This is a genomic window from Paraburkholderia pallida (assembly GCF_004524855.1).
Lineage (GTDB): Bacteria > Pseudomonadota > Gammaproteobacteria > Burkholderiales > Burkholderiaceae > Paraburkholderia > Paraburkholderia oxyphila.
On sequence record NZ_CP038149.1, the window covers coordinates 2,094,599 to 2,117,610 of the forward strand.

The following is a 23,012-nucleotide window of genomic DNA, read 5'->3' on the forward strand; positions in this document are numbered from 1 at the left end:
CGCCTGATGGGCTCTACCCCCAACGAGCCGCCTCGCTACGAGGCTTCGCAGTCCACGCTGTCCGACACGCAGCCGCAACCGGCCGAGGCCCCCTTCTCGACGCTCGCCTCGCGGCGCCACCAGATGTTCCCCGATCTCACCGACGACGAGATCGCGCGGCTCGCGCGCTTTGGCGAGCATGGTCACTGGCAGCCGGGCGAGTTGCTGTTTCACACGGGCACGACCGGCCCCGGCATGTTCGTGGTGCTTTCCGGCCGCGTGAAGGTGTTTCAGCGCGACGGTCTCGGTCGCGAGCGGCTGATCGCCGAGCACGGGCGCGGCAGCTTCCTCGCCGAAGTGGGCCAGCTCTCCGGCGGTCCGGCACTCGTGGATGGCCTCGCACTCGAGCCCGTCGTTGCGCTGCTGATTCCGCCCGAGCGCTTGCGCGCGGCCATCGTCGCCGAAGCCGAGCTGGGCGAGCGCATCGTGCGCGCGCTGATCCTGCGGCGCGTCGCGCTGATCGAGAAAGGCGCGGGCGGCCCGATTCTCGTCGGCAAGCACGACGACCCCACCATGCTCAAGCTCCAGGGCTTTCTCTCGCGCAACGGCCATCCGTACTCGGTGCTCGACGAGCGCGACGAAAGCAGCATGCTCGGCGTAATCGAGCGTTTCGCGGCGCGCAGCGAGGACCTGCCGCTCGTGATCTGCCCCGACGGCTCGGTGCTGCGTCACCCCACCCCGCCCGAGCTCGCCACCTGCCTCGGCCTGTTGCCCGAGCTCGACGGCGAGCGCGTCTACGACGTAGCCGTGGTGGGCGCCGGCCCGGCCGGCCTCGCCACCGCGGTGTACGCGGCCTCCGAGGGCCTTTCGGTGATCGTGCTCGACGCGCGCGCGCCCGGCGGCCAGGCCGGCGCCAGCTCGCGCATCGAAAACTATCTGGGCTTCCCTACCGGCATCTCGGGCCAGGCGCTCGCGGGCCGCGCGTTCGTGCAGGCGCAGAAGTTCGGCGCGCACGTGGCCATTCCCGTCTCGGCGCGCAAGCTCCACTGCAACGAGGCGCCGCGCCGCCTCGAAACCTGTAGCGGCGACGTGCGCGCCCGCACCGTCGTGATCGCGAGCGGCGCGATCTACCGGCAGCCCGCGATTGCCGGGCTCGACCGCTATACGGGGCGCGGCGTCTACTACTGGGCCTCGCCCGTGGAGGCGAAGCTCTGCAAGCACGAGAACGTCGTGCTGGTGGGCGGCGGCAACTCGGCGGGCCAGGCTATCGTTTATCTGTCAACGCACGCGCGCCATATCGACGTGCTGATCCGCAAGTCCGGCTTCGAATCGACGATGTCACGCTATCTGATCGACCGGATTTCGTCGCTGCCGAACGTGACGGTGCACCCGCACTGCGAGGTCGGTGCGCTCGAGGAGGACGAGGCGGGGCTCGCGGCCATCCGCCTGAAGGCGCAGTGTCCGTCGTCGGGCGCCGACCGCCTGGAAGCGCGCCATCTGTTCCTCTTCACGGGCGCGGACCCCAACACCAAATGGCTGCACGAATGCGGCGTGGCCCTCGACATGCACGGCTTCGTGCTGACCGGCGCCGACGACGCGTCGTGCAGCCTCGCCACGTCGGTCGATGGCGTCTACGCAATCGGCGATGCGCGCGCGGGCTCGACCAAGCGCGTTGCGGCGGCGGTGGGCGAAGGCGCGGCCGTGGTCGCGCAGATCCACCAGTGGCTGAGCGCGGCGCCCGTCCAGCGCGCTGCCGTGACGCCCGCTGCGATGGCCGCGATGGCGGGCCTGAATGCGTGAGGACGCGGCGCTCGACACGCCATCCGAAGCGAGCGCGCAACCGACCCCAGGCGTGACGCTGCCGCTCGCCGCGGCGCGCACGCTGCATCTCGCGGCACAGGGGCTGCTCGCCCCGCCGCGCCGCAAGGCCACCAAGGACGACGTGCTCGTCGCGATCCGGCGCATGGCGCAACTGCAGATCGACACGATCCATGTGGTCGCGCGCAGTCCTTACTTTGTGCTGTTCAGCCGCATCGGCGCCTACGACACGCGCTGGCTCGACGCCCATCTGGCCGAAGGCCGCCTCTTCGAGTACTGGTCGCACGAGGCCTGTTTCGTGCCGATCGAGGACTATGGGCTGCTGCGCCATCGCATGCTCGACCCTTCGGGCATGGGCTGGAAATACGCCGCCGAGTGGCACGCGAAGCATCGCCGCGAGATCGAGGCGCTGCTCGAACGGATCCGCGCCCATGGTCCCGTGCGCTCCGCCGATTTCGCGCGCGAGCAAGGCGAGAAAGGCAGCGGCTGGTGGGACTGGAAACCCGAGAAGCGCCATCTGGAGGTGCTGTTCGCGACCGGTGAGCTGATGGTGGCCGAGCGCCGCAATTTTCAGCGCGTCTACGACCTGGCCGAGCGCGTGCTGCCCAACTGGAGCGACGCGCGCGATCTGCCCACGCGCGCGGACGCCGAACGCGCGCTGCTCCTGCGCACCTGCCAGGCACTAGGGGTGATCCGCGCCGACTGGGCCGCCGACTACTACCGCCTGCCGCGCCGCCCGTACACCGAGGCGCTGCACGCGCTCGCCGGTGCGGGCGAGCTGGTGCCCGTGCGCGTGGAAGACTGGAAGCACGACGCATTCGTGCATCGCGACTACGCCGCGCTCATAAACGACGCCGCAAGCGGCGCGCTGACCTCGACGGCCACCACGCTGCTCTCGCCGTTCGATCCGATCGTGTGGGACCGCAAGCGCGCGACCGCGCTGTTCGGCTTCGACTATGCGATCGAATGCTACCTGCCTGCGCACAAGCGCAAGTATGGTTATTTCGTACTGCCGATATTGAATCGCGGCAAGCTGATCGGACGCGCCGACGCGAAAGCGCATCGCGCGCAGGCTGTATTCGAATTGAAGTCGCTGCACCTGGAGCCGGGGGTGCGCGTGAGCGGCCGTCTCGTCAGCGATTTGCGGCGCGCGCTGCAACGTTGCGCCGACTGGCATGGCACGCCGGAACTGAGGATTGGCGAGGCGCCGCACGGGCTGGCCGCCGCGCTGCTCGCCGAGTCGTGAGTCGCAACAGCGCCGCTCGGGCGGCGCGCCCCTTGCCTCAATAGGGCACGCCGCCCGCGCGGCCTTCGGATGCTCAGCGCTCCAGCTTCACGCGCAACTCGCGCGCCGCTTCGAGCAAGCCTTCATAGCCCGAGCGCGCATGCTCGGGCAGGTCCGGGTCGCCCACCAGCGCACCCAGCGTTTCGATCAGGCTAAAGACCAGGCCCTTGGCCGCGCCCTTGGCGATGCTGCCAGTCTTCACGCCTTCGTCCACGTGCGAGAGCGCCGCGTTGAGATTCTCCAGGTCGTGCTTCTGGGCGTCGCCGCCAGGCGCTTGAGCGTCATCCTTTTGCGTGTCGTCGCTCGTCATGATGAACCGTTTCCCCTTGCTGGTACGTCGTAGAAAAAAATCCCACACTGCTGTTATATACCCAACGCCTACGGCCGTCCATCGGCCGTGGGCGGGTCCATCCGGCCACCCCGCAGCGCTTCGGATGGCTCCCGAATCTTCTCACCTTTGCACGCTTCGCGCCGATCCGTGCGCCCCTCATGCTTGCCGAGGCTCATGGCAAGCACCAAGAAAAGCCCTGAAAACAGGCGTCGATTCGCGCGTTCAGCGCCAGGGTGGTTGCGCGGCGGTGCGCTGGCGCGTGCGTGCGAGCTCACGTCAGGCCACTCCCGTAAGCGCTCACCTTTGTGCAATGAGGGAGAACTCGCGCGCCGGTTGCGGTGCTCAGCAACGCGACGCGAGACGCTTGCGTGCCGGCGCTTCGTTGCACGTTTTCCCTTGTTTCAAGGCACTTTCTCGCCAGACACGGGTTCGTCACACTGTGCGCGCGGCACGCCGACGGTGCGCTCGCGCGCTGCGCCTCGCTCACTCCCGAAAAGCCTCACCTTTGCAGCCAACACGCAGCGAGCGTGCTGCAACCCGCCTTGACGCCACCAACACGCGTCCCCAGACTGAGCGAGTCTTCCCCGCGAGTCCGCTCAGCCGATACCCATGAACCAGGTCACGCCCTTCATTCCCGAACGCTTTCACAACGCCGCGCCGCATTACCTGAGCGGCCGCCCCGCGTACTCGAGCGCACTCATTCGCCGCGTCGCGCAACACGCCGGCCTGAACGGCACGCAGCGCCTGCTCGACCTCGGCTGCGGCCCCGGCCAGCTCTCGCTCGCGTTCGCGAGCTGGGTGGCGAGCGTCGTGGCGATCGACCCGGAGCCCGCCATGCTCGAAGTCGCCGCGCAACTGGGCGCGGGCATCGCGCCGAACATCGAGTACCGCCGCGGCAGTTCGTACGACCTCTCGCCCGCGCTCGGCAAGTTCGACCTCGCGGTGATCGGCCGGGCGTTCCACTGGATGGATCGTGTCGACACGCTTGCGCGGCTCGATTCGATCCTCGCCGAACGCGGCGCCGTCGCGCTCTTCAACACGGCGCATCTCGACGATCCACAGCGCCCCTGGGCCGCGCAATATCGCGACCTGCTCGACCGTTACGCCAACACCGATCCCGCGCGCGAGATGCGCCGCTCGCCGGAATGGGAAAGTCACATCGACGTGCTCGCACGCTCGGCGTTCGACGCGATCGAGCGCATTTCGGTGATCGAGTACCGGCGCGTGAGCGCCGAGCAGTTGAAGGCGCGGCCGCTCTCGATGTCGAGCCTCTCGCGCGAACGCCTGGGCGCGCAGCTCGACACGCTGCTGGCCGAGATCGACGCCATTGTTGCCGCGCAGGGTGAGGATGGCTGGCTCATCGAGCGCATCGAGTCGACCGCCACGATCGCCACGCGCGCGCTCGCGTAGGCACGTGAGCACCGCCAGCGCGCCGCTGCCGCTTGCGGTATCGTATGACAATGACCTCGCAAGGAGACGCGATGAGCTACGCCACCAAAGCCCCGGCCCGCAAGGAGATCGATGCGCTGAGCGGTCTTGCCGTGCTGGAGTTCGGCACCGACTGGTGCGGCTATTGCCAGGGCGCGCAGCCCCTGATCGGCGATGCGTTCGCGAAGCGCCCCGGCGTGCGCCGCATCAAGGTGGAAGACGGCCCGGGCCGCGCGCTCGGCCGCTCATTTCGCGTGAAGCTCTGGCCCACGCTCGTGTTCCTGCGCGACGGCACGGAAGTGGCGCGCGTGGTGCGCCCGGCGAGCGCCGCCGATCTGGACGCGGCGTTCGACACGCTCGGCTGAGCGGCCAGAAGCGCCGCCCGCTCACTCGAGCCCGGCCAGCAAATCGTCGATGGCGCGATACACGCGCTCCACGACCTCCGGCCCAACCTCCGCTTCGAGCGCCTTGTAGCGCGCTTCCAGATCCCTCGAAATCGCCTTCACGAGCTGGTGGCTCTTTTTCGTGAGGGTCACGAGCACGCGCCGCTGGTCGTCGGCGAAGCGCTCCTTCGTCACGAGGCCCAGCGCCTCCATGCGCGCGAGCACGCCTGCCATGCTCGGGCTCGAAATCGTGCACAGATCGGAAATCTGACGCGGCTCCAGCGGTCCGCTCTCGTTGAGCGCGCGAATCACGCGCCACTGCTGCTCCGTGAGCCCATGCGCCGTTATCAGCGGACGGAAACGCTCCATCATCTTTTCGCGCGCGCGCAAAAGAAGCATGGGCAGGTTGCGGTGCGCAACGCGGGTGGACGTGCGGGAGGAATCGGACATGGTGGCTTCGTTCAATAGGCGGCGGCCCGGGTCCAGGACCAGGGGAAACCCGCGAAATCTTCATCGATGGTTGACGCTCGATCATAGCAAGCGCAGAATTACTCACATATTAGTGTTTTCGAGAAAGCGAACCACGACATGTTTTCACTGGCCGACCATCTGCTGCATCTCGAAGGCGAGGCCCTGCCGCGCGACGTGAGCGCCGACGCGGCGCGCGCGCTGCTTGCCGGTGGCGCCCGCTGCCGCGCGCCCGTATCCGGCGCCGTGTACGGCACGCTGCTCAACGACCGCGCCGCGCTCGAAGCGCTCGGCGAAGCCGTGAACGCCCCGCCCTACAAGGCGCCGCCCCGCGCACCCATCCTCTATCTGAAGCCGCGCAATACGCTCGCCGGCCACGGCGCGCGCGTGAGCGTGCCGGGCGCGGAAGGCGTCCAGGTGGGCGCGTCGCTCGGCATCGTGATTGGCCGCACCGCTGCGCGCGTCAAGATGCATGAAGCGTTCGATTACATCGCGGGCTACACGCTGGTCGCCGACCTCAGCGTGCCGCACGAGAGCGTCTATCGTCCGTCCGTGCGTTTTCGCGCCCGCGACGGCTTTTGCGTGATCGGCCCCACGGTGCAGGCGCGCAAGCATGTCGCCGATCCGGACCGGCTCGCGATCCACGTCGACATCGAGGGCGAGCCGCGCTTTACCGCAGATACGTCCACCTGCGTGCGCGGCGTCGCGCAGTTGCTCGCGGACGTGACCGACTTCATGACGCTCTCCGCCGGCGACGTGCTCACGCTCGGCGTGCCGCACGGCATGCCCATCGCGCATGAAGGTGCGCGCGCAACCATTTCCATTGCCGACTGGCGCGCACTCGCCATCGAATTCATCGCGCCGCAAACGGCAGCACACACCGCCACGCAAGGAGCACGAGCATGATGCGAGGACGCGTTGCCTACGCAGGCGCCATCCACGAAGCAAGACCGGAAGGTCTCCTCGAAAACGCGCGCGTGCGCCTAGCCGACGGCCGCGTGCGCGAAGAACATGAAGTCGTCTGGCTTGCGCCTTTCGAGCCGGGCACGATCTTCGCGCTCGGCCTGAACTACGCCGAGCATGCCAGGGAGTTGCAGTTCACGAAGCAGGAAGAACCGCTCGTGTTCCTCAAGGGGCCGGGCAGCGTGATCGGTCATCGCGGCGTCACGCGCCGCCCCGCCGACGTCACGTTCATGCACTACGAGTGCGAGCTCGCGGTCGTGATCGGCCGCACGGCGCGCGAGGTCAAGCGCGAGGACGCCATGCAGTACGTCGCGGGCTACACCATCGCCAACGACTATGCGATCCGCGATTATCTCGAGAACTACTATCGCCCGAACCTGCGCGTGAAGAATCGCGACGGCGGCACCGTGCTCGGGCCGTGGTTCGTCGATGCCGCCGATATCGCCGACGTCAACGCGCTCGAACTGCGCACGTATGTGAACGGCGAGCTGAAGCAGCACGGCAACACGCGTGACCTCGTCACCGGCATTGCCGAGCTGATCGAGTATTTGAGCGGCTTCATGACGCTCGCGCCCGGCGACGTGATTCTCACTGGCACGCCCGAAGGCGTCGTCAACGTGAATGCCGGCGACGAAGTGATTTGCGAAATCGACGGCCTGGGCCGCCTTGTCAACACGATCGCGTCCGACGCCGAGTTCGGCCGCGTTTCCCCGACGCAACAGACGTAAGCGAGAACGCCATGCGCATCGAACACCTGATCGACGGCCGCGCCCACAAGGGCCGCGACTACTTCGAAACCGTGAACCCCGCGAACCAGGAAGTGCTCGCGGAAGTCGCGCGCGGCGGCGCCGAGGAAATCGACCTTGCCGTGCGCGCCGCGAAAGACGCGTTTCCCGCCTGGGCCGCGAAGCCCGCGGCGGAGCGCGCGAAGCTCGTGCGCAAGCTCGGCGAGCTGATCGCGAAGAACGTGCCCGAGATCGCGCTGACCGAGACGAAGGACACGGGCCAGACCATTTCGCAAACGGGCAAGCAGCTCGTGCCGCGCGCCGCCGACAACTTCACCTACTTCGCCGAGATGTGCACGGCGGTGGACGGCCACACCTACCCCACCAGCACGCATCTGAACTACACGCTGTTTCATCCGGTGGGCGTGTGCGCGCTCATCTCGCCCTGGAATGTGCCGTTCATGACGGCCACCTGGAAGGTGGCGCCGTGTCTCGCGTTCGGCAACACGGCGGTGCTCAAGATGAGCGAGCTTTCGCCGCTCACGGCCTCGATGCTCGGCCAGCTCGCGCTGGAGGCCGGCATTCCATCAGGCGTGCTCAACGTCGTGCATGGCTTCGGCCAGGAGACGGGCGAGCCGCTCGTCGCGCATCCCGACGTGCGCGCGGTCTCGTTCACGGGATCGACGGCCACGGGCAACCGCATCGTGCAAACCGCGGGCCTCAAGAAGTTTTCGATGGAGCTGGGCGGCAAGTCGCCGTTCGTGATTTTCGACGATGCCGACTTCGAGCGCGCGCTCGATGCCGCCGTGTTCATGATCTTCTCGAACAACGGCGAGCGCTGCACGGCGGGCTCGCGCATTCTCGTCCAGCGCTCGATCTACGCGAAGTTCGCGGAGCGCTTCATCGAGCGCGCGAAGCGCATCGCGGTGGGCGACCCGCTCGACGAAAAAACCGTGGTCGGGCCGATGATCAGCCAGGGCCACCTCGCCAAGGTGCGCAGCTATATCGAGCTCGGGCCGAAGGAAGGCGCGACGCTCGCGTGCGGCGGGCTCGATGCGCCCGCGCTGCCCGAAGCCCTGAAAAAGGGCAATTTCGTGCAGCCGACGGTGTTCGTGGACGTGGACAACCGCATGCGCATCGCGCAGGAAGAGATCTTCGGGCCGGTTGCGTGCCTGATCCCGTTCGACGACGAAGCCGACGCCATCCGTATCTCCAACGACATCGCCTACGGCCTCTCCAGCTACGTGTGGACCGAGAACACGGGGCGCGCACTGCGCGTGGCCGCAGCCGTCGAGGCAGGCATGTGCTTCGTGAACAGCCAGAACGTGCGCGATCTGCGCCAGCCGTTCGGCGGCTCGAAGGCTTCGGGCGTGGGACGCGAAGGCGGCACCTGGAGCTACGAAGTGTTTCTCGAGCCGAAGAACGTCTGCGTCTCGATGGGCTCGCATCACATTCCGCGCTGGGGCGCCTGAGCCACGGCCTGCACTCGATAACGCAAACAAGGAGACCGCGATGGGCAAACTCGCGCTGGCGGCCAAGATTACGCACGTGCCGTCAATGTACCTTTCCGAGCTCGACGGACCGCACAAGGGCTGCCGCCAGGCTGCCATCGACGGTCACCGCGAGATCGGCCGCCGCTGCCGCGAGTTGGGTGTGGACACGATCGTCGTGTTCGACGTGCACTGGCTCGTGAACAGCGAGTATCACATCAACTGCGCGCCGCATTTCGAAGGCAATTACACAAGCAACGAGCTGCCGCATTTCATCAAGAACATGCAGTATGCGTACCCGGGCAATCCCGCGCTCGGCCATCTGATTGCCGACGTCGCGAACGAAATGGGCGTCAAGAGCCGCGCGCACAGCGATACGACGCTCGCGCTCGAATACGGCACGCTCGTGCCGATGCGCTACATGAACGCCGACCAGCACTTCAAGACGGTCTCCATTGCGGGCTGGTGCGTGTGGCACGACCTCGCCACGAGCGTGCGCTTCGGGCTCGCGGTGCGCAAGGCCATCGAAGAGCGCTACGACGGCACCGTTGCCATTCTCGCGAGCGGCTCGCTGAGCCACCACTTCGCGAACAATGGCACGGCCGAGCAGTTCATGCACAAGGTCTGGGACCCGTTCCTCGAACAGACCGACCATCACGTCATCTCGCTCTGGGAGCGCGGCGACTGGAAGACCTTTTGCGGCATGCTGCCGCTCTACGCCGAAAAATGCTGGGGCGAAGGCGGCATGCACGACACGGCCATGCTGCTGGGCGCGCTCGGCTGGGACCGCTATGAAGGACGCGCGGAAGTCATCACGCCGTATTTCGGCAGCTCCGGCACCGGACAGATCAACGCAGTCTTCCCTGTCACGCCGCTGCCAGCCTGAATCCCGAAGGAGCGCATCGTGCCGCATCTCACCCTCGAATACAGCGCCAATCTCGCCGACGAGGCGAGCATCGGCACGCTTTGCGCGACGCTCGCGCAGGTGCTCGACGCGCAGCGCGACGCGAGCGGCGCGCGCGTGTACCCGCGTGGCGGCATCCGCACGCGCGCGCTGCGCTGCGAGCAGTACTTCGTCGCCGACGGCGCCCCGCATAACGCCTTCCTGCACGGCTGCCTGAAGATCGGCGCGGGCCGCACGCCCGAGGTGCGCCGCGCCACCGGCGACGCGCTCTTCGAAGCGATCAAGCAGCATTTCGCCGAAGCGTTCGCCGCGCACGGGCTCGCCCTCTCGCTGGAGATCGTCGAGTTCAGCGAAGAAGGCGCGTGGAAGCACAACAACCTGCACGCCCGGCTCAAGACCTGAGCACCCGCGCGTGCATCGAGAACCCTGCAATCATCGGAAATCGACATGCTAGATCCGCAACTCATTCGCGAGCTGGCCGCCCAGCTCGACGAAGCCGAACGCACGCGCATGCAGTTGCGCCATTTCTCGCGCGCGCATCCGACGATGACGATCGACGACGGCTATGCGATCCAGCGCGAGTGGGTCAAGCTCAAGCTCGCGGCGGGCCACCAGATCAAGGGCCGCAAGATCGGCCTCACGTCGCGCGCGATGCAGCGCGCCTCGCAGATCGACGAGCCCGATTACGCGCCGCTGCTCGACAGCATGTTCATTGAAGCCGGCAGCGACATTCGCGCCGATCGCTTCATCGCGCCGCGCGTGGAGGTGGAGCTCGCCTTCGTGCTGAGCCGCCCGCTGCAAGGCCCCAACGTCACGCTGTTCGACGTGCTGGACGCGACCGCCTGGGTCACGCCCGCCATCGAGATCATCGATGCGCGCATCGAGCAGTTCGACCGCGAAACGAAGGCGCCACGCAAGGTGTTCGACACGATCTCGGACTTCGCCGCGAACGCGGGCGTGGTGCTGGGCGGCCGCCCCGTGAAGCCGCTCGACGTCGACCTGCGCTGGGTAGGCGCGCTGCTCTACAAGAACGGCGCGGTTGAGGAAAGCGGGCTCGCCGCGGCCGTGCTCAATCATCCGGCCACGGGCGTGGCCTGGCTCGCGAACAAGATCGCGCGCCACGACGAGCGCCTCGAAGCCGGCGACGTGATTCTGAGCGGCTCGTTCACGGCGCCGATTCCCGCGCGCGCCGGCGATACGTTCCATGCCGACTACGGCCCGCTGGGCGGCATTGGCTTCTATTTTGTCTGATCGTAGCGTTTTGCCTTTCGTGCAGCATCAGTAAGGATTCCCATGCAAACACTCGACAATCCGTTCAAGCGCGCACTCGCGCAAGGCCGTCCGCAAATCGGCCTGTGGGCCGCGCTCGCCGACTCTTACGTGACCGAACTGCTCGCGAGCACGGGCTTCGACTGGCTGCTGATCGACGGCGAGCACGCGCCCAACGACCTGCGCAGCACGCTCGCGCAATTGCAGGCGGTGGCGCCGTACCCCACGCACCCGATCGTGCGGCCGGTGCGCAACGACGCCGCCATCATCAAGCAGCTGCTCGACATCGGCACGCAAACGCTGCTCGTGCCCATGATCGAAAATGCCGATGACGCGCGCGCCGCTGTCGCCGCCACGCGCTATCCGCCGCTCGGCATTCGCGGCGTCGGCAGCGCGCTCGCGCGCGCGTCGCGCTGGAACGGCGCCGCCGATTATCTGCATCGCGCCGCGGATGGTCTCTGCATGCTGGTGCAGGTGGAGACGGCCAACGCGCTTGCGCAGCTCGACGAGATTGCCGCCGTGGATGGCGTGGACGGCGTGTTCTTCGGCCCGGCGGACCTGAGCGCTTCGATGGGTCTGCTCGGGCAGCCGGGCGCGCCGGCGGTGCGCGAGGCGATCGTCGCCGGCATTCGCGCTGTGCGCGCGCATGGCAAGGCCGCAGGCGTGCTGGCCGCCGACCGCGCGATCGCTCACGAATATCTGCAGGCTGGGGCGACTTTCGTTGCGGTAGGCAGCGACGTTGCGCTACTTGCGCGCGGCGCGAGCGAACTGGCCGCGGCGTTCCGCCAGTCTGCCGCCTGACACCAGCTCAGCGGGCGCCGCACCTGGGCGCCCTGCTTTCATCAATCCGTCACTCGCTTACTCGGCCTCGCCGCCCTGCGCCACGAGCTTCGCCAGCGCGCTCTGCAACGCCTCGCGCTCCGGCTCGCTCAACACCGCGAGAATCGCTTCATTGCTCGACTTCGAGATGGCTGAGGCGCGCCGCCAGGTATTGCGCCCCTGCGCAGTAAGCTTGACGAGCACGCCGCGCGCGTCCGCCGCGTTCGAGGCCTTTTCGAGCAGCCCTTTGCGCTCCAGCACGTCGGTCGCGCGGCTCGCCTGGCTGCGGTCGAGATTCGACACGCGCCCGAGATCCGACACCGAAATCGGGCCGAACGCCCCCACGCTCAGGAGAATGCGCGCCTCCGTGAGCGTGAGCGCCAGCGCCGCCGAAAACGCCTCGTTCATGGTGCGGTCCGTCTGCTTCTTCAGCACGTGCAGCCGGTAAGTGAACAGCTCTTCGATCGGGTTCTTGCCTGTCATTTTTCGTCTCGCGCGGCCTCGCCATCTGGCTTGAACGACGCTAGCATACCATTTACGGAATCCCTTAATTCAAGGGCTTTCGCCGAAAATTTGATGCTTGCACACGCATTTATTTGCGCGTAGCATCGGTTTTCCGGCTGATCATCCACGACAGCTCGCCTGCCGCGTGAGCGCGGCACCCAGAACGGAGACGCCCCCATGAGCGCAACACCCGAAGCCGCTCGCCCCAGCTGGTGCGAGCCGCAGGAATGGGCCGCACGCGTGAAGCTCGCGGCCACCTACCGCGTATTTCACCTGCTGGGCTGGACCGAATTGATCTTCAATCACATCACGCTGCGCGTGCCCGGTCCCGAGAAGCATTTCCTGATCAACCCGTTTGGCCTTGCGTATGACGAAATCAAGGCGTCGAACCTCGTGAAGGTCGATCTGGACGGCACCATCCTGAGCCCCAGCGACTATCCGATCAATCCGGCGGGCTTCGTGATCCACAGCGCGATTCACGCCCACGTGGAAGACGCGCATTGCGTGATGCATACGCACACCACGGCGGGCCTCGCCGTCGCGTGCATGGAAGGCGGCCTCGCGTACACGAACTTCTATTCGGCGCAACTGCACGACATGGTCGCCTACCATGACTTCGAAGGCATCACCGTGCACGACGAGGAGCAGCCGCGCCTGCTGAAATCGATGGGCGAGAAGCGCCTGCTCATCCTGCGCAATCATGGACTGCTCTCGCACGGCACGAGCCTCGCGCACGCGTTCGTGCTGCTCTGGACGCTCAACCGCGCCTGCGAGATCCAATGCGTCACCGACTCGATGCGCGGCGAGGCCATTCCTATCGATCCGGCCGTCACCGCGCGCTCCACGCGCGACGCGCTGCAATTCTCGCCCGCGCATGGCGCCGGCGAGAACGTGCTGGCCGCACTGATCCGGCGCGTCGAGCGCATCGATCCCTCATACAAGGAGTAAGCGGTGAATTCCTCGCAGCGCAGTATCACGGTGGTTGGCGCCGGCGCGATCGGCGGCCTCATTGCGGCGCGGCTCGCGCGCGCGGACAACGGCGCGAACATCAACGTGCTCGCGCGCGGCGCGCAGCTCGAAGCGATCCGCCGCGACGGCCTCACGATAGTCGGAGACCCCGAGCACGACATGCGCTACACGGCGCGCGTGAACGCCACCGACAACGCCGCCGCACTCGGCGCGCAAGACATCGTATTCGTCTGCCTCAAGGGCCAGGCGCTCGTGCAGGCCGCCGCCTCGCTGGCGCCGCTCGTCGGGCCGCACACGCATATCGTCTCGGCGATGAACGGCGTGCCGTGGTGGTTCCTCGCCGACTTCGGCGGCGCGCAAGCGAATGGCCGCCTCGAGTCCGTCGATCCGGGCGGCGCGGTTTCGGCGGCACTGCCGCCCGCGCAGGCGTCGGGCTGCGTCGTGCATCTGTCGTCATCGATTGCGGCGCCCGGCGTGATCCGCAAGGGCAAAGGCAATTTGCTCATCGTGGGCGCGGCCTCGCAGCGCACGGCGGCGCGCGCAAAGGAAGCCTGCGCGCTGCTCGCGCAAGCCGGCTTCGAGGTCCAGGCCACCGGGCAGATCCAGCATGAAATCTGGGCCAAGCTCTGGGGCAACATGACGATGAACCCCATCAGCGCGCTCACGCGCTCGAGCGCCGACGTGATCCTCGACGACCCGCTCACCGCCGGCCTCGTCAGGGCCATCATGGCGGAGGCGCGCACGATCGGCGAAGCGCTCGGCATCGGCCTTGCGATGACCATCGAACAGCGCAACGCGATTACGCGCAAGCTGGGCGCGTTCAAGACCTCGATGCTGCAGGACGTGGAAGCGGGCCGCACGCTCGAAGTGGAGGCGCTGCTGGGCGCGCCCTACGAGCTCGCGCAACGCGCGGGCGTGGCCGCGCCGTCGCTCGGCATGCTCTATGGGCTCGCGCGCCAGCTCGACACGAATCTCGAGGCGGCGCGGCGCTCCGGGTCGCCAGCCACTGCGCGTTGAGCGTCTGAGCGTCTGAGCGTCTGAGCGTCTGAGCGTCTGAGCGTCTGAGCGTCTGAGCGTCTGAGCGTCTGAGCGTCTGAGCGTCTGAGCGCCTGAGCGCCTGAGCGCCTGAGCCGCAAGGCGTCCTCAATCCTCCAGCGGCTTGCCGGTCAAATCGCGGATGAATGGCAGCGCGAGGCACGACAGCGCCGCACAGACCATCACGTACCACGCGGGCGCGTGCAGGTCGCCCGTGGCCTTGATGAGCCAGGTGGCAATCGCCTGCGCGAAGCCCCCGAAGATTGCCACGCCCACGCTGTAGACGATGGCCATGCCCGTCGCCCGCACGGCGCGCGGGAACATCTCGGGCAGCATCGTGATGGCGGGCGCGGCCTGCAGGGCGAGCAGCACGCTCAGGCCGCCCACGGTAATCAGGAGGCGCGCGGCGTCCGGGCCGCTCGAGAGCCACTGGAACGCCGGCCAGATCAGCAGCACCACGGCCACGCGCGGCCAGAACACCAGTGCGCGGCGGCTGATACGGTCCGAGAGCAGCCCAGCCAGCGGCCCGACGACGAAGGTCACCACGCCGGACACGAGGCCCGCCAGCAACGCAGTAGGCGCGGGCACCTTGAGTTCGTGGATCGCGTAGGTGGGCATGTAGAACGTGACGACATAAGCGATCACCGTCGAGCCCATCGTGAGCAGCGTGCCCAGCAGCGCGCGGCGCCAATGGTCGTGCAGCACCGCGAGCACGGGCGTGCGCACGGGACGCGCATCGGTCTGGGTCTGCTCTTCGAGACGGCGGCGGATCCACATGCCGATCGGCGCAATCGCCACGCCCATCAGAAACGGCACGCGCCAGCCCCACGCGAGCAGGCTCTCGGGATGAAGAAAATTCGTCAGCAGTCCTGCCATCAGCGCGCCGAGCGAAACGCCGATGCCCTGGCTCGCGAACTGGCAGCTGCCGAGCAGCCCGCGATTGGCCGGCGTGCCCGCCTCGATCAGGAGCGTGGTGGAAGCGCCCACCTCCCCGCCCGCCGAGAAGCCCTGCAACAGCCGTGCGAACACGATAATGATGGGCGCCGCCACACCGATCTGGGCATAGGTGGGCGCGAGGCCGATCAGTGCGCAGCCCAGCGCCATCATGAAGATGGTGAGCGTCATGGCGGGCTTGCGGCCCGCTCGATCCGCGTAGGCGCCGATCACGACGCCGCCGAGCGGGCGCATCACGAAGCCCACGCCGAAGGTCGCCACCGAGGCGAGCAATTGCCCGTAGCTCGACATGGTGGGAAAGAACAGCTTGCCGATCGTGAGCGCGAAGAAGCTGTAGACCGTGAAGTCGAAGAACTCGAGCGCATTGCCGATGGTGGCTGCGAAAATCAACTGCTTGCGACTTAGCTTGCCCTTGCTCACTGCGGTCATGCTGACGCTGTTCATGGGCAGTCTCCGGTGGCCGCTGCGCAGCCTGGTTGAAGTTTCGTGCAAAGGTAGCACCGGGGGTGCGCCGCGCGCCACTGATCAAAACCCGCCCCGGCGCGGGCCGCGCGCGGAGTCCTGGCGCGGAGTCGGCTGGGATCTAAGCTCTTGACTCTGAAATTCTTGTGTGTGAATATAAATTCATAGACATGAATTTATCCATCACCTAACGGCACGGGACCACGGGCTGCAAGCCCGCCGGCTGTGCACGAGACGCCCTTTAACCGCGTGACGCAGCCACCTCGTGGTGGGTTGCCGGGATTGGCTGTTAGTTGCAATATTGCCAATTCAAAAAGTCGCCCTGCGGCATGTGCCTGTGGACGTCTCACACCCGCTCCACATAATCTGCAGTCCGTATCACAGGCCCGTAGCCGATGTGGCTCCGGCCAAGCGCTGCCCCACCAGGAAGCTCGCGATGCAATTCAATCTGACTGAAGACCAGCAAGCCATCGTCGCCGCCATCGAGAAGATTTGCGCGCGATTCGACGACGCCTACTGGCTCGAACGCGACCGCGAAGGCGGTTTCCCGCACGAGTTGCACCGCACGCTCGCCGATGCCGGCTGGCTCGGCATCGCCATGTCGCCGGAGTATGGCGGCGCCGGGCTCGGCATGACGGAAGCCGCGCTCATGATGCGTACGATCAGCGGCTCGGGTGCGGGGCTCTCGGGTGCATCGGCCGTGCACATGAACATCTTCGGCTTGAACCCCGTGCAGGTGTTCGGCTCCGAAGCGCAGAAGCGGCGCTTCCTGCCGCCGCTCATCGCGGGCCGCGACAAGGCGTGCTTCGCCGTCACGGAGCCCGACGCCGGCCTCGACACCACGCATCTGAAGACGCAGGCCGTGCGCGAAGGCGACCACTACGTGCTCTCGGGCCGCAAGATCTGGATCTCGACGGCGCAGGTCGCCAACAAGATGCTGATCATCGCGCGCACCACGCCGCTCGATCGCGTGCAAAAGCCCACCGACGGCCTGAGCCTCTTCTACACCGATCTCGACCGCACGCGCGTGGAAGTGCGCGAGATCGAGAAGATGGGCCGCAAGGCCGTCGACTCGAACATGCTCTTCATCGACAATCTGCGCGTGCCGGTGGAAGACCGCATCGGCGAGGAAGGCAAAGGCTTTCACTACCTGCTGCACGGGCTCAACCCGGAGCGCATCCTGATTGCGGCGGAAGCGGTCGGCCTCGGCCAGGCAGCGCTTGCGCGCGCGACGAACTATGCGAAGGAACGCGTGGTGTTCGGGCGGCCGATCGGGCAAAACCAGGCCATCCAGCATCCGCTCGCGCAGGCGTGGATGGCGCTCGAGGCCGCGAATCTGATGGTGATGAAGGCCGCCACGCTGTACGATGCGAGTGAGCCCTGCGGCGCCGAGGCCAACGCCGCGAAATACCTTGCCGCCGAAGCCGCGTTCCAGTCGTGTCAGACCGCCATCGCCACGCTCGGCGGCATGGGCTACGCAAAGGAGTATCACGTCGAGCGCTATTTGCGCGAGTCAATGATTCCGAGGCTCGCACCGGTCAGCCCGCAGTTGATCCTCTGCTTCATCGCTGAGAAGGTGCTCGGCCTGCCGAAATCGTATTGAACCGCCCCGCGCCACGCCGTCTTTCAAGCCCCGATATGGACGTCAAACTCGTTGCCCGCACGCTCGACGTGTTCGAGCTCTTCGCCGCCGAGCAGCGGCCGCTGCCGCTCGTCGAAATGGCGCGGCTTCTTGACGTGCCCGCGTCGAGCTGCCTTGCACTCGCGCGCACGCTCGTGAGCCGCGGCTATCTCTACGAAGTGCGCAAGCGCGGCGGCTACTATCCCACGCGGCGACTGCAGTTGCTCGCGCAGGCCATCGACGCCGTGGACCCCGTCGTGGAGATGATGCATCCGCGCCTTGTCGAGTTGCGCGACGCCAGCGGCGAAACCGTCGTGCTCGGCAAGATTCATGGCGCGGCGGTGGTGTATCTGGACGTCGTCGAATCGGCGAAGGCCGTGCGCTATGCATGCGAGCCTGGCGCGCAGCGGCCGTTGCATGCGAACTCGATCGGCAATGCGATTTTCGGCGAACTCGCGCCCGAGGCCCAGGCCGCGCTCGGCGCGAAGCTCGCGTTCGAGCGCTACACGGAGGCCACCGTGACGAGCCTCGAAGCCCTGGTGGAGCAGGCCGCCGCCGCGAAAGCGCGTGGCTGGTACGCGAATCTCGGCGAGAGCGCGCCCGAGCTTTCCGCGGTGGCAGTGGCGCTCGACTTCGGCGGAGCGCCCTCTGGCGGCGCGCCCTCTGGCGGCGCGCCCTCTGGCGGTGCGCCCTCTGGCGGAGCGCCCTCCGGCGGTGATCTTTACGGGCTCTCGATAGGCGGACCAACCGAGCGTATCCGCCAGCATCTCGACGCGCATGTTCAAACGCTGCTCGAAGCGAAGGCACGCATCCTCGCGAACTGGCGCGAAAACGATATGCCCTGAGGCGTAACCCATTCAGCGATTTCGGCATTTCGCCGTGCAAGCGCCTTCGGGCGATTCATCGTCGAGTTGGCGACGTGGCGCTTGCCGCAAACGCGACCCGGCGGTTCAGCCCGTTCTCCCTTCCCAGATTCACTTCTGCGCCGTTTCAGCGACCTGATAGCCGCCGCCAAGCGCTTTCGTCAGTGCGATGTTCTGATTCAGCCGCTCGCCATCGACCAGCAGCAGCGCCGTTTGCTCGGCGATCAACGGCAAGCGTGCCTGCTCGGCGCTCACGCGGCTGCTCAGCCCGCGCTGGTAGGCGGCGTCGGCGGCCTCCTGCGCAAAGCGGGCCGCCGCGACTTTCTCGCCCTGCAGTTGCCGCTCCTCGTCCAGCGTTTGCAGCCGGCTTCCGCTCACGGCGACGTCGCGCACGGCGTTGAGCACCGCCTGATTGTATTGATCGATCATCACATTGCTGCCTGCGCGCGCCTGATGCAGATTCGCGTTGAGGCGGCCGCCATCGAAGATGGGCAGATACAGTCCGGGAATCAGATTGATCTGCTGGCTCGCGCTGCGAAACAGTTTGCTAAGCTGAATGGTATCGAGTCCGAAAAACGCCTTGATGTCGAGGCTCGGATAGAACGCGGCCTTCGCGGCATCGATCTCGCTCAGCGAGGCCTCCACGTACCATCGCATTGCCTGCAGGTCGGGCCGGCGCGCCAGCAAGCCGTACGCAAGCTGATCGGGCAACCCGGCCGCGGCTTGCGGCAACCCCACCGGCCTGATCTCAGGCAGCTCGCTCGCGCCAGTGACGGCACGCAGCATTTCACGCGTCTGCACGATTTGCCCCTTCGCGGCTGCAATCTGGCGTTCGACGCCCAGCAATTGCCCGCGCGCGCCGCGCACCGGCACGAGGGCTTCGAGCCCCGTGCCGGCTTTTCCCTGGTGCGCTTCTGCGGCGAACGCCAGCACCTCGTGTGTCTGCTGCAACAGGTCGAGCAGGCGATAGCTCGTCTGCATGCTGAAGTAGAGCTGGGCGACGTCCGCCGCAATGCCCAGCTCCACGGCCGCGGCCTCGGCGACGCGCGCGTTGCGCGCACCGATTGCCGCCTCCACGAGTGCACGCTGGCGCCCCCAAAGATCGATATTGAGTCCGGCGAACAAGCCGACGGTCCCTTCGGTGTACCAGGGACCGTTGAGGCCCAGCTTCGGCAAATCCAGCGAGTACGGTGCGAGGAAGCCATTGCCGGAGGCCCGTTCCCGATTCAGAAAGCCCAGCGCCGATACCTGCAGGCCGGAGCCTGCCTTGATCAGGTCGACCTGCGAGCCCGATTGCGCCACGCGCGCCTGGGCGCCCGCGATGGTCGGCGAATCTTGGAGCGCGAGTTCGATCAGCGCGTCGAGCTGGGGGTCGCCATAGCGTTTCCACCATTGGGCATCGGGCCAGCCGTCGCGCGCCAAGTGGATGTCGCCGGCAAGGTGAATCTGATCGGGCGAGATCCGGGTCTGGGGCGGTGAGTCACGGTGCATCAACGCGCAGCCGGACAGCAGTCCGACCAGGCAAATTGCGACGAATAGGGATGTCTTGCTCATGTCACGGGGCTTTTCGGGGGGACGTCGGAGCGGCGGTGACGCTGTCCGTCTCTGCTGCAGGCCGCGTCCAGCCCGGAAGGTCGGCGGCGAGGCATGCAAGGCGCTGCACGTGCGCGACAACGGGCGGCGCGTCGGCTGGGGTAATCCGCCGTGCGTGGGCGCGCAATTCGGCCTGCCCGGCGCTCGGCGGCTCGCCGCCTCGTGCAACGCGCGCCGCGTAGTGCTCGATCAGGGCGGCTGTCTCGTCGCGCAGCGTCCCGGCCGACGCGAGCGCCGCGTCGGCGCCCGGCGCGGCAATCGGGGTGCCGGATGCCTGACCATGAATCCGGTCCTGTTCGACGAGCATCTCGCGCACCACGGCGAGCAGCGCGTCGGCCTGCGTGGCCAGCTGCGCCATCGCGCCGTGCTTGAACTGCGGTTCGAAGCGCACCCGTTCGAGGTCCATGTCGCACTCATTGAGCGACGACCAGCATTGCATCTGACGCTGCGCATAAGCGATCTGCTGCGCCGGCTCGTCCTGGCGCAGGGGCGCGCGCACAAGCTGCGCCAGTGAGCGCAGCAACGCGGCGAGCTTGCTGCGCGTGGCGTCGTGCTCGCTATCCGGCCAGATGAAGGCGTACACCACCCAGCAGAGGCACACGCCAAGCAGGATGCCGACCATGCGATCGCGAATCTCGGTCAGATCGGTGCTGGGACCGAAATGCTCGAACAGCGCCAGGGCCGCGGTCGCCGCGCCCTGGATGCCCATATAGGCCATCCGCTCGGAGCCAGCGGCAACCCAGGCCCCCAGGGCCATGATCGGCATCGTCGCGAGCAGCAAGCCCACAATCGTGTCGATGCGGGGCATGACGATGAGGAAGACGAGCAGCGCGGCCAGGCTGCCGAACAGCGCGCCGTAGAGGCGCAGCGTCATTTGCCGTACCGAGGTGCCCAGGCCCGGCATCGCAACAAGTGCGCTGGTGATCAGAATGGTATGGATACCTGCCCATTGCAGGCTGTTGTAGACGAAGTAGCCGAGCAGGCCGCTGATCAGCACCTTCAGCGCGAAGCGGACGTAAGCCGGGTTCGCGAAGGTATCCGGCGGCAGCAACGGCGGCTTGGCTGCGGCCTGGTCGGGCATGGCGGCGGCGTCGAAATGATCGATGGCCTCGAGCGTGCAGTAGAGATCGTTCGCCGGACGCAGCGCGGTCAGCGCCGCGCGCTCGTCCGTGTCGGGCTCCCACGCGAGACGGAAAGCGGCTTCTCCCGCAACCGCCGCCTCCAGCGCCGGCAATTGCGCTTGCAGCCGGCCAAGCGCACGGCGCAAGGCGGGCGATGCCGCAGCAAGCTCGCCGGGCAGAGTGTTGCAGATGTGCTGCGCGCGCGAGACGGCGGCCACGCACGCCTGCCGGTACACGTTGCTGGCGCGGTCCTTCGGCCTCGCCATATCGGCAAAATCAAGCAGGCTCTGCAGCGAGGCGACTTGCTGTTGCAACGCCTGCGGCGAGAGGGCCGGCGGGGCGGGTTCGTTCGCCACGAGCCGGCACAGACGATCGGCTGCGCGCTCCAGCTGACGATGCACCTCAGCGCGAAGCTGACGTTCCGGATGAGTCGACGAAAACAGCGAATTCACCAGCAACATGATCACGCTGCCGTACGTGATCGCCAACGCGGCCCAGAGCAGCTGCCGCACGAGATAGTCGGCCTGCCCTGTCATGTCGACGAACGACTGCGCGTAGAGCAGCACCAGGGCCGGCCCGAGCAGCACGTAGAACGCCTTCGAGATCCGCACGCAGAACATGCAAGCGAAGAAGATGATGCTCGAGCAGACGATGCGCAATAGCGGATAGTCGAAGGTGAATTGCAGCACCGTGACATAGAGCGCAATGGCGATGAGATTCGCCACGACCAACGCCACGAAGATCACGCGCGTCATCGTGATGTTGGCCTGCGCGGTGAACAGCACCGCGACGAGAGACATGGCCGTCTGCGGAACCTGGAACGTCTCCGAGATCACGATGGCAATCGCGCACGCGAGCGTCACGCGCAGCGTGAACTGGCCGCGGCCCGGAAACGGCGTGAGCTCCCTCGCCAGCCAGTCCCAGCGGTTCGCGAGCCGTTGTGCAATCGGTTCATTCATGCAGCGGGCCTCCTGTATCAGCGCGCCTGCGTGCTCGAGCCGGGGTCGAGCTTGACCACCGCCGAGGCGCCCAGCCGGAACAGTTGCGGATTCGGACGCTCGACGCGAATCTTCACGGGGAAGCGCTGCGCGACTCGCACCCAGTTCAGACTGCGCTGCACGCGCGGCAGGCCTTCGAGCACGAGCCCGCCGTCGTCCGGCAATACGCCGTAGCCGATGGAGTCGACGCGGCCATCGAACAGCTGCCCCGTATCCGCCATCAGATAGACCTTCGCGGGCGTGCCGGCGCGGATGTGCTTGAGCTCGGTCTCGCGGAAGTTGGCCACGACATACCAGTTGCGGTTATCGATGAGCGTGAAGAGCGGCTTGAGCGGCGATGCAAACTGACCCACCGTGGTCTTCAACGAGACGATCCGGCCATCGAACGGCGCACGCACGATGGTCATTTCCTTGCGGAATTCCGCGAGCGCGATCTCTGCCGTCACCACGTCGCGCTGTGCGACCAGGGCGTCGACGCCGGTTACCGAGGCGGACGCCTGCTGCGCCTGCAAGCGCGCGGCCTCGAGTTCGGCCTCAGCGGAGCGGCGCGCGGTGCGGGCACGGTCCACCTCCTCCGCGGACACATAGCCTTTGGGGAGGAGCGGCTCTGTGCGCCGCAGCGTGAGGGCCGCTTGCGAGGCAGCAGCGCGGGCACGCTCGACCGCCGCCTGGGCAGAATCGGCGTTGTATTGCTGCGCCTTGACCGTGCGCTGCATCAGCGAGATCTGCTTGTCGAGCGCGGCGAGCGACGCGCGCGAGCGCGCCAGCTCGTCGTCGAAAGGCCGCGGGTCGATGCGAAACAGCACATCGCCCTGCTTGACCGCCTCGTTGTCGTGCACGGCCATGTCGACGATGCGTCCGTTGACTTCCGGAACGACATCGATCGAATCGGCATAGGCGTACGCGTCGTCAGTTCGCGGCGCGGTGTCGACGCGCCAGAGCACGTAAAGCAGGACGAGAAGCGTGACCAGCACGAGAAGTACCGGAACGACCCTGCTGGTAAATTGATGCGGCTTGCTACTAGCCATGA

22 protein-coding genes are annotated in these 23,012 nt (G+C 67.0%); 15 read left to right on the forward strand and 7 right to left on the reverse strand.

Going from position 1 to position 23,012, the window contains the following annotated elements:
* The first annotated feature begins 6 nt into the window (after positions 1-6).
* Positions 7-1,779, forward strand: a complete 1,773-nt coding sequence (locus tag E1956_RS24520) for an FAD-dependent oxidoreductase (protein WP_134753708.1) — start codon at positions 7-9, stop codon at positions 1,777-1,779.
* On the forward strand, positions 1,772-3,043 hold the full coding sequence (locus E1956_RS24525) for a winged helix-turn-helix domain-containing protein (protein WP_134753710.1): 1,272 nt from the start codon (positions 1,772-1,774) through the stop codon (positions 3,041-3,043). The genes E1956_RS24520 and E1956_RS24525 overlap by 8 nt, the downstream gene beginning before the upstream one ends.
* A 73-nt stretch (positions 3,044-3,116) precedes the next feature.
* On the opposite strand, the gene E1956_RS24530 is transcribed toward E1956_RS24525, so the two are convergent.
* Positions 3,117-3,392: a hypothetical protein gene (locus tag E1956_RS24530; RefSeq protein ID WP_028218300.1), complete on the reverse strand. Its 276-nt coding sequence runs from the start codon at positions 3,390-3,392 to the stop codon at positions 3,117-3,119.
* Positions 3,393-4,022: 630 nt separating this feature from the next.
* On the opposite strand from E1956_RS24530, the gene E1956_RS24535 reads away from it, so the two are divergent.
* Both E1956_RS24535 and E1956_RS24540 read left to right on the forward strand, forming a co-directional pair.
* Positions 4,023-4,823 carry a class I SAM-dependent methyltransferase gene (locus tag E1956_RS24535; protein ID WP_134753712.1) on the forward strand — a complete coding sequence of 267 codons (801 nt, stop codon included), beginning with the start codon at positions 4,023-4,025 and terminating at the stop codon, positions 4,821-4,823.
* A gap of 71 nt (positions 4,824-4,894) precedes the next feature.
* Complete coding sequence (locus E1956_RS24540) at positions 4,895-5,206, forward strand: thioredoxin family protein (protein WP_335929966.1); 312 nt, start codon at positions 4,895-4,897, stop codon at positions 5,204-5,206.
* Between the two features lie 21 nt (positions 5,207-5,227).
* Here the strand turns inward: E1956_RS24540 and hpaR are convergent, their stop codons facing one another.
* Positions 5,228-5,623: a homoprotocatechuate degradation operon regulator HpaR gene (gene hpaR / locus E1956_RS24545; RefSeq protein WP_134754852.1), complete on the reverse strand. Its 396-nt coding sequence runs from the start codon at positions 5,621-5,623 to the stop codon at positions 5,228-5,230.
* A 189-nt stretch (positions 5,624-5,812) separates the two neighbouring features.
* On the opposite strand from hpaR, the gene E1956_RS24550 reads away from it, so the two are divergent.
* Genes E1956_RS24550 through hpaI form a run of 7 tightly spaced genes read left to right on the forward strand, consistent with a single transcriptional unit; the run spans position 5,813 to position 11,844 of the window.
* On the forward strand, positions 5,813-6,598 hold the full coding sequence (locus E1956_RS24550) for a fumarylacetoacetate hydrolase family protein (protein WP_134753716.1): 786 nt from the start codon (positions 5,813-5,815) through the stop codon (positions 6,596-6,598).
* Positions 6,595-7,383: a fumarylacetoacetate hydrolase family protein gene (locus E1956_RS24555; protein WP_134753718.1), complete on the forward strand. Its 789-nt coding sequence runs from the start codon at positions 6,595-6,597 to the stop codon at positions 7,381-7,383. Before E1956_RS24550 ends, E1956_RS24555 begins: the two co-directional genes overlap by 4 nt.
* A gap of 11 nt (positions 7,384-7,394) precedes the next feature.
* Positions 7,395-8,852 (forward strand): 5-carboxymethyl-2-hydroxymuconate semialdehyde dehydrogenase, encoded by a 1,458-nt coding sequence (gene hpaE / locus E1956_RS24560; RefSeq protein WP_134753720.1) that lies wholly within the window; start codon positions 7,395-7,397, stop codon positions 8,850-8,852.
* Positions 8,853-8,892: 40 nt separating this feature from the next.
* Positions 8,893-9,756 (forward strand): 3,4-dihydroxyphenylacetate 2,3-dioxygenase, encoded by an 864-nt coding sequence (hpaD, locus tag E1956_RS24565; protein WP_134753722.1) that lies wholly within the window; start codon positions 8,893-8,895, stop codon positions 9,754-9,756.
* Positions 9,757-9,774: 18 nt separating this feature from the next.
* Positions 9,775-10,176, forward strand: a complete 402-nt coding sequence (locus E1956_RS24570; protein ID WP_134753724.1) for a 5-carboxymethyl-2-hydroxymuconate Delta-isomerase — start codon at positions 9,775-9,777, stop codon at positions 10,174-10,176.
* Positions 10,177-10,221: 45 nt separating this feature from the next.
* Entirely contained in the window at positions 10,222-11,025 is an 804-nt protein-coding gene (gene hpaH / locus E1956_RS24575) for a 2-oxo-hept-4-ene-1,7-dioate hydratase (protein ID WP_134753726.1), read from the forward strand.
* Between the two features lie 42 nt (positions 11,026-11,067).
* Positions 11,068-11,844 carry a 4-hydroxy-2-oxoheptanedioate aldolase gene (gene hpaI / locus E1956_RS24580; protein ID WP_134753728.1) on the forward strand — a complete coding sequence of 259 codons (777 nt, stop codon included), beginning with the start codon at positions 11,068-11,070 and terminating at the stop codon, positions 11,842-11,844.
* A gap of 57 nt (positions 11,845-11,901) precedes the next feature.
* Here hpaI and E1956_RS24585 read toward each other — a convergent pair whose 3' ends face one another.
* Positions 11,902-12,345: a MarR family winged helix-turn-helix transcriptional regulator gene (locus E1956_RS24585; protein ID WP_134753730.1), complete on the reverse strand. Its 444-nt coding sequence runs from the start codon at positions 12,343-12,345 to the stop codon at positions 11,902-11,904.
* Between the two features lie 198 nt (positions 12,346-12,543).
* On the opposite strand from E1956_RS24585, the gene E1956_RS24590 reads away from it, so the two are divergent.
* Together E1956_RS24590 and E1956_RS24595 are read left to right on the forward strand one after the other, a co-directional pair.
* Positions 12,544-13,314 (forward strand): class II aldolase/adducin family protein, encoded by a 771-nt coding sequence (locus tag E1956_RS24590; RefSeq protein ID WP_134753732.1) that lies wholly within the window; start codon positions 12,544-12,546, stop codon positions 13,312-13,314.
* Between the two features lie 3 nt (positions 13,315-13,317).
* Entirely contained in the window at positions 13,318-14,352 is a 1,035-nt protein-coding gene (locus E1956_RS24595) for a ketopantoate reductase family protein (protein ID WP_134753734.1), read from the forward strand.
* Positions 14,353-14,478: 126 nt separating this feature from the next.
* Here E1956_RS24595 and E1956_RS24600 read toward each other — a convergent pair whose 3' ends face one another.
* Positions 14,479-15,768: an MFS transporter gene (locus E1956_RS24600; protein WP_134753736.1), complete on the reverse strand. Its 1,290-nt coding sequence runs from the start codon at positions 15,766-15,768 to the stop codon at positions 14,479-14,481.
* A gap of 454 nt (positions 15,769-16,222) precedes the next feature.
* Between E1956_RS24600 and E1956_RS24605 the strand changes: the two genes are divergently transcribed.
* Positions 16,223-17,389, forward strand: a complete 1,167-nt coding sequence (locus E1956_RS24605; protein WP_134753738.1) for an acyl-CoA dehydrogenase family protein — start codon at positions 16,223-16,225, stop codon at positions 17,387-17,389.
* Between the two features lie 35 nt (positions 17,390-17,424).
* Positions 17,425-18,252 carry an IclR family transcriptional regulator gene (locus E1956_RS24610; protein ID WP_134753740.1) on the forward strand — a complete coding sequence of 276 codons (828 nt, stop codon included), beginning with the start codon at positions 17,425-17,427 and terminating at the stop codon, positions 18,250-18,252.
* 129 nt (positions 18,253-18,381) lie between these two features.
* Here E1956_RS24610 and E1956_RS24615 read toward each other — a convergent pair whose 3' ends face one another.
* From E1956_RS24615 to mdtN, 3 genes are read right to left on the reverse strand one after another with little or no spacing between them, the layout of a single operon-like run.
* Positions 18,382-19,824, reverse strand: a complete 1,443-nt coding sequence (locus E1956_RS24615; protein ID WP_134753742.1) for an MdtP family multidrug efflux transporter outer membrane subunit — start codon at positions 19,822-19,824, stop codon at positions 18,382-18,384.
* 1 nt (position 19,825) lies between these two features.
* Complete coding sequence (locus E1956_RS24620; protein ID WP_134753744.1) at positions 19,826-21,943, reverse strand: FUSC family protein; 2,118 nt, start codon at positions 21,941-21,943, stop codon at positions 19,826-19,828.
* 17 nt (positions 21,944-21,960) lie between these two features.
* Positions 21,961-23,010 carry a multidrug transporter subunit MdtN gene (gene mdtN / locus E1956_RS24625; protein WP_134753746.1) on the reverse strand — a complete coding sequence of 350 codons (1,050 nt, stop codon included), beginning with the start codon at positions 23,008-23,010 and terminating at the stop codon, positions 21,961-21,963.
* Between the last annotated feature and the right edge of the window lie 2 nt (positions 23,011-23,012).

Bases quoted from the DNA above. Each gene is read 5' to 3' on its own strand.
- E1956_RS24540 (WP_335929966.1), top strand. From the start codon at position 4,895: ATGAGCTACGCCACCAAAGCCCCGGCCCGCAAGGAGATCGATGCGCTG.
- mdtN (WP_134753746.1), bottom strand. From the start codon at position 23,010: ATGGCTAGTAGCAAGCCGCATCAATTTACCAGCAGGGTCGTTCCGGTA.
- hpaR (WP_134754852.1), bottom strand. From the start codon at position 5,623: ATGCTTCTTTTGCGCGCGCGCGAAAAGATGATGGAGCGTTTCCGTCCG.
- E1956_RS24555 (WP_134753718.1), top strand. From the start codon at position 6,595: ATGATGCGAGGACGCGTTGCCTACGCAGGCGCCATCCACGAAGCAAGA.
- E1956_RS24590 (WP_134753732.1), top strand. From the start codon at position 12,544: ATGAGCGCAACACCCGAAGCCGCTCGCCCCAGCTGGTGCGAGCCGCAG.
- E1956_RS24530 (WP_028218300.1), bottom strand. From the start codon at position 3,392: ATGACGAGCGACGACACGCAAAAGGATGACGCTCAAGCGCCTGGCGGC.
- E1956_RS24535 (WP_134753712.1), top strand. From the start codon at position 4,023: ATGAACCAGGTCACGCCCTTCATTCCCGAACGCTTTCACAACGCCGCG.
- hpaI (WP_134753728.1), top strand. From the start codon at position 11,068: ATGCAAACACTCGACAATCCGTTCAAGCGCGCACTCGCGCAAGGCCGT.
- hpaH (WP_134753726.1), top strand. From the start codon at position 10,222: ATGCTAGATCCGCAACTCATTCGCGAGCTGGCCGCCCAGCTCGACGAA.
- E1956_RS24605 (WP_134753738.1), top strand. From the start codon at position 16,223: ATGCAATTCAATCTGACTGAAGACCAGCAAGCCATCGTCGCCGCCATC.
- hpaD (WP_134753722.1), top strand. From the start codon at position 8,893: ATGGGCAAACTCGCGCTGGCGGCCAAGATTACGCACGTGCCGTCAATG.
- E1956_RS24520 (WP_134753708.1), top strand. From the start codon at position 7: ATGGGCTCTACCCCCAACGAGCCGCCTCGCTACGAGGCTTCGCAGTCC.
- E1956_RS24620 (WP_134753744.1), bottom strand. From the start codon at position 21,943: ATGAATGAACCGATTGCACAACGGCTCGCGAACCGCTGGGACTGGCTG.
- E1956_RS24525 (WP_134753710.1), top strand. From the start codon at position 1,772: ATGCGTGAGGACGCGGCGCTCGACACGCCATCCGAAGCGAGCGCGCAA.
- E1956_RS24615 (WP_134753742.1), bottom strand. From the start codon at position 19,824: ATGAGCAAGACATCCCTATTCGTCGCAATTTGCCTGGTCGGACTGCTG.
- E1956_RS24600 (WP_134753736.1), bottom strand. From the start codon at position 15,768: ATGAACAGCGTCAGCATGACCGCAGTGAGCAAGGGCAAGCTAAGTCGC.
- E1956_RS24550 (WP_134753716.1), top strand. From the start codon at position 5,813: ATGTTTTCACTGGCCGACCATCTGCTGCATCTCGAAGGCGAGGCCCTG.
- E1956_RS24610 (WP_134753740.1), top strand. From the start codon at position 17,425: ATGGACGTCAAACTCGTTGCCCGCACGCTCGACGTGTTCGAGCTCTTC.
- E1956_RS24585 (WP_134753730.1), bottom strand. From the start codon at position 12,345: ATGACAGGCAAGAACCCGATCGAAGAGCTGTTCACTTACCGGCTGCAC.
- hpaE (WP_134753720.1), top strand. From the start codon at position 7,395: ATGCGCATCGAACACCTGATCGACGGCCGCGCCCACAAGGGCCGCGAC.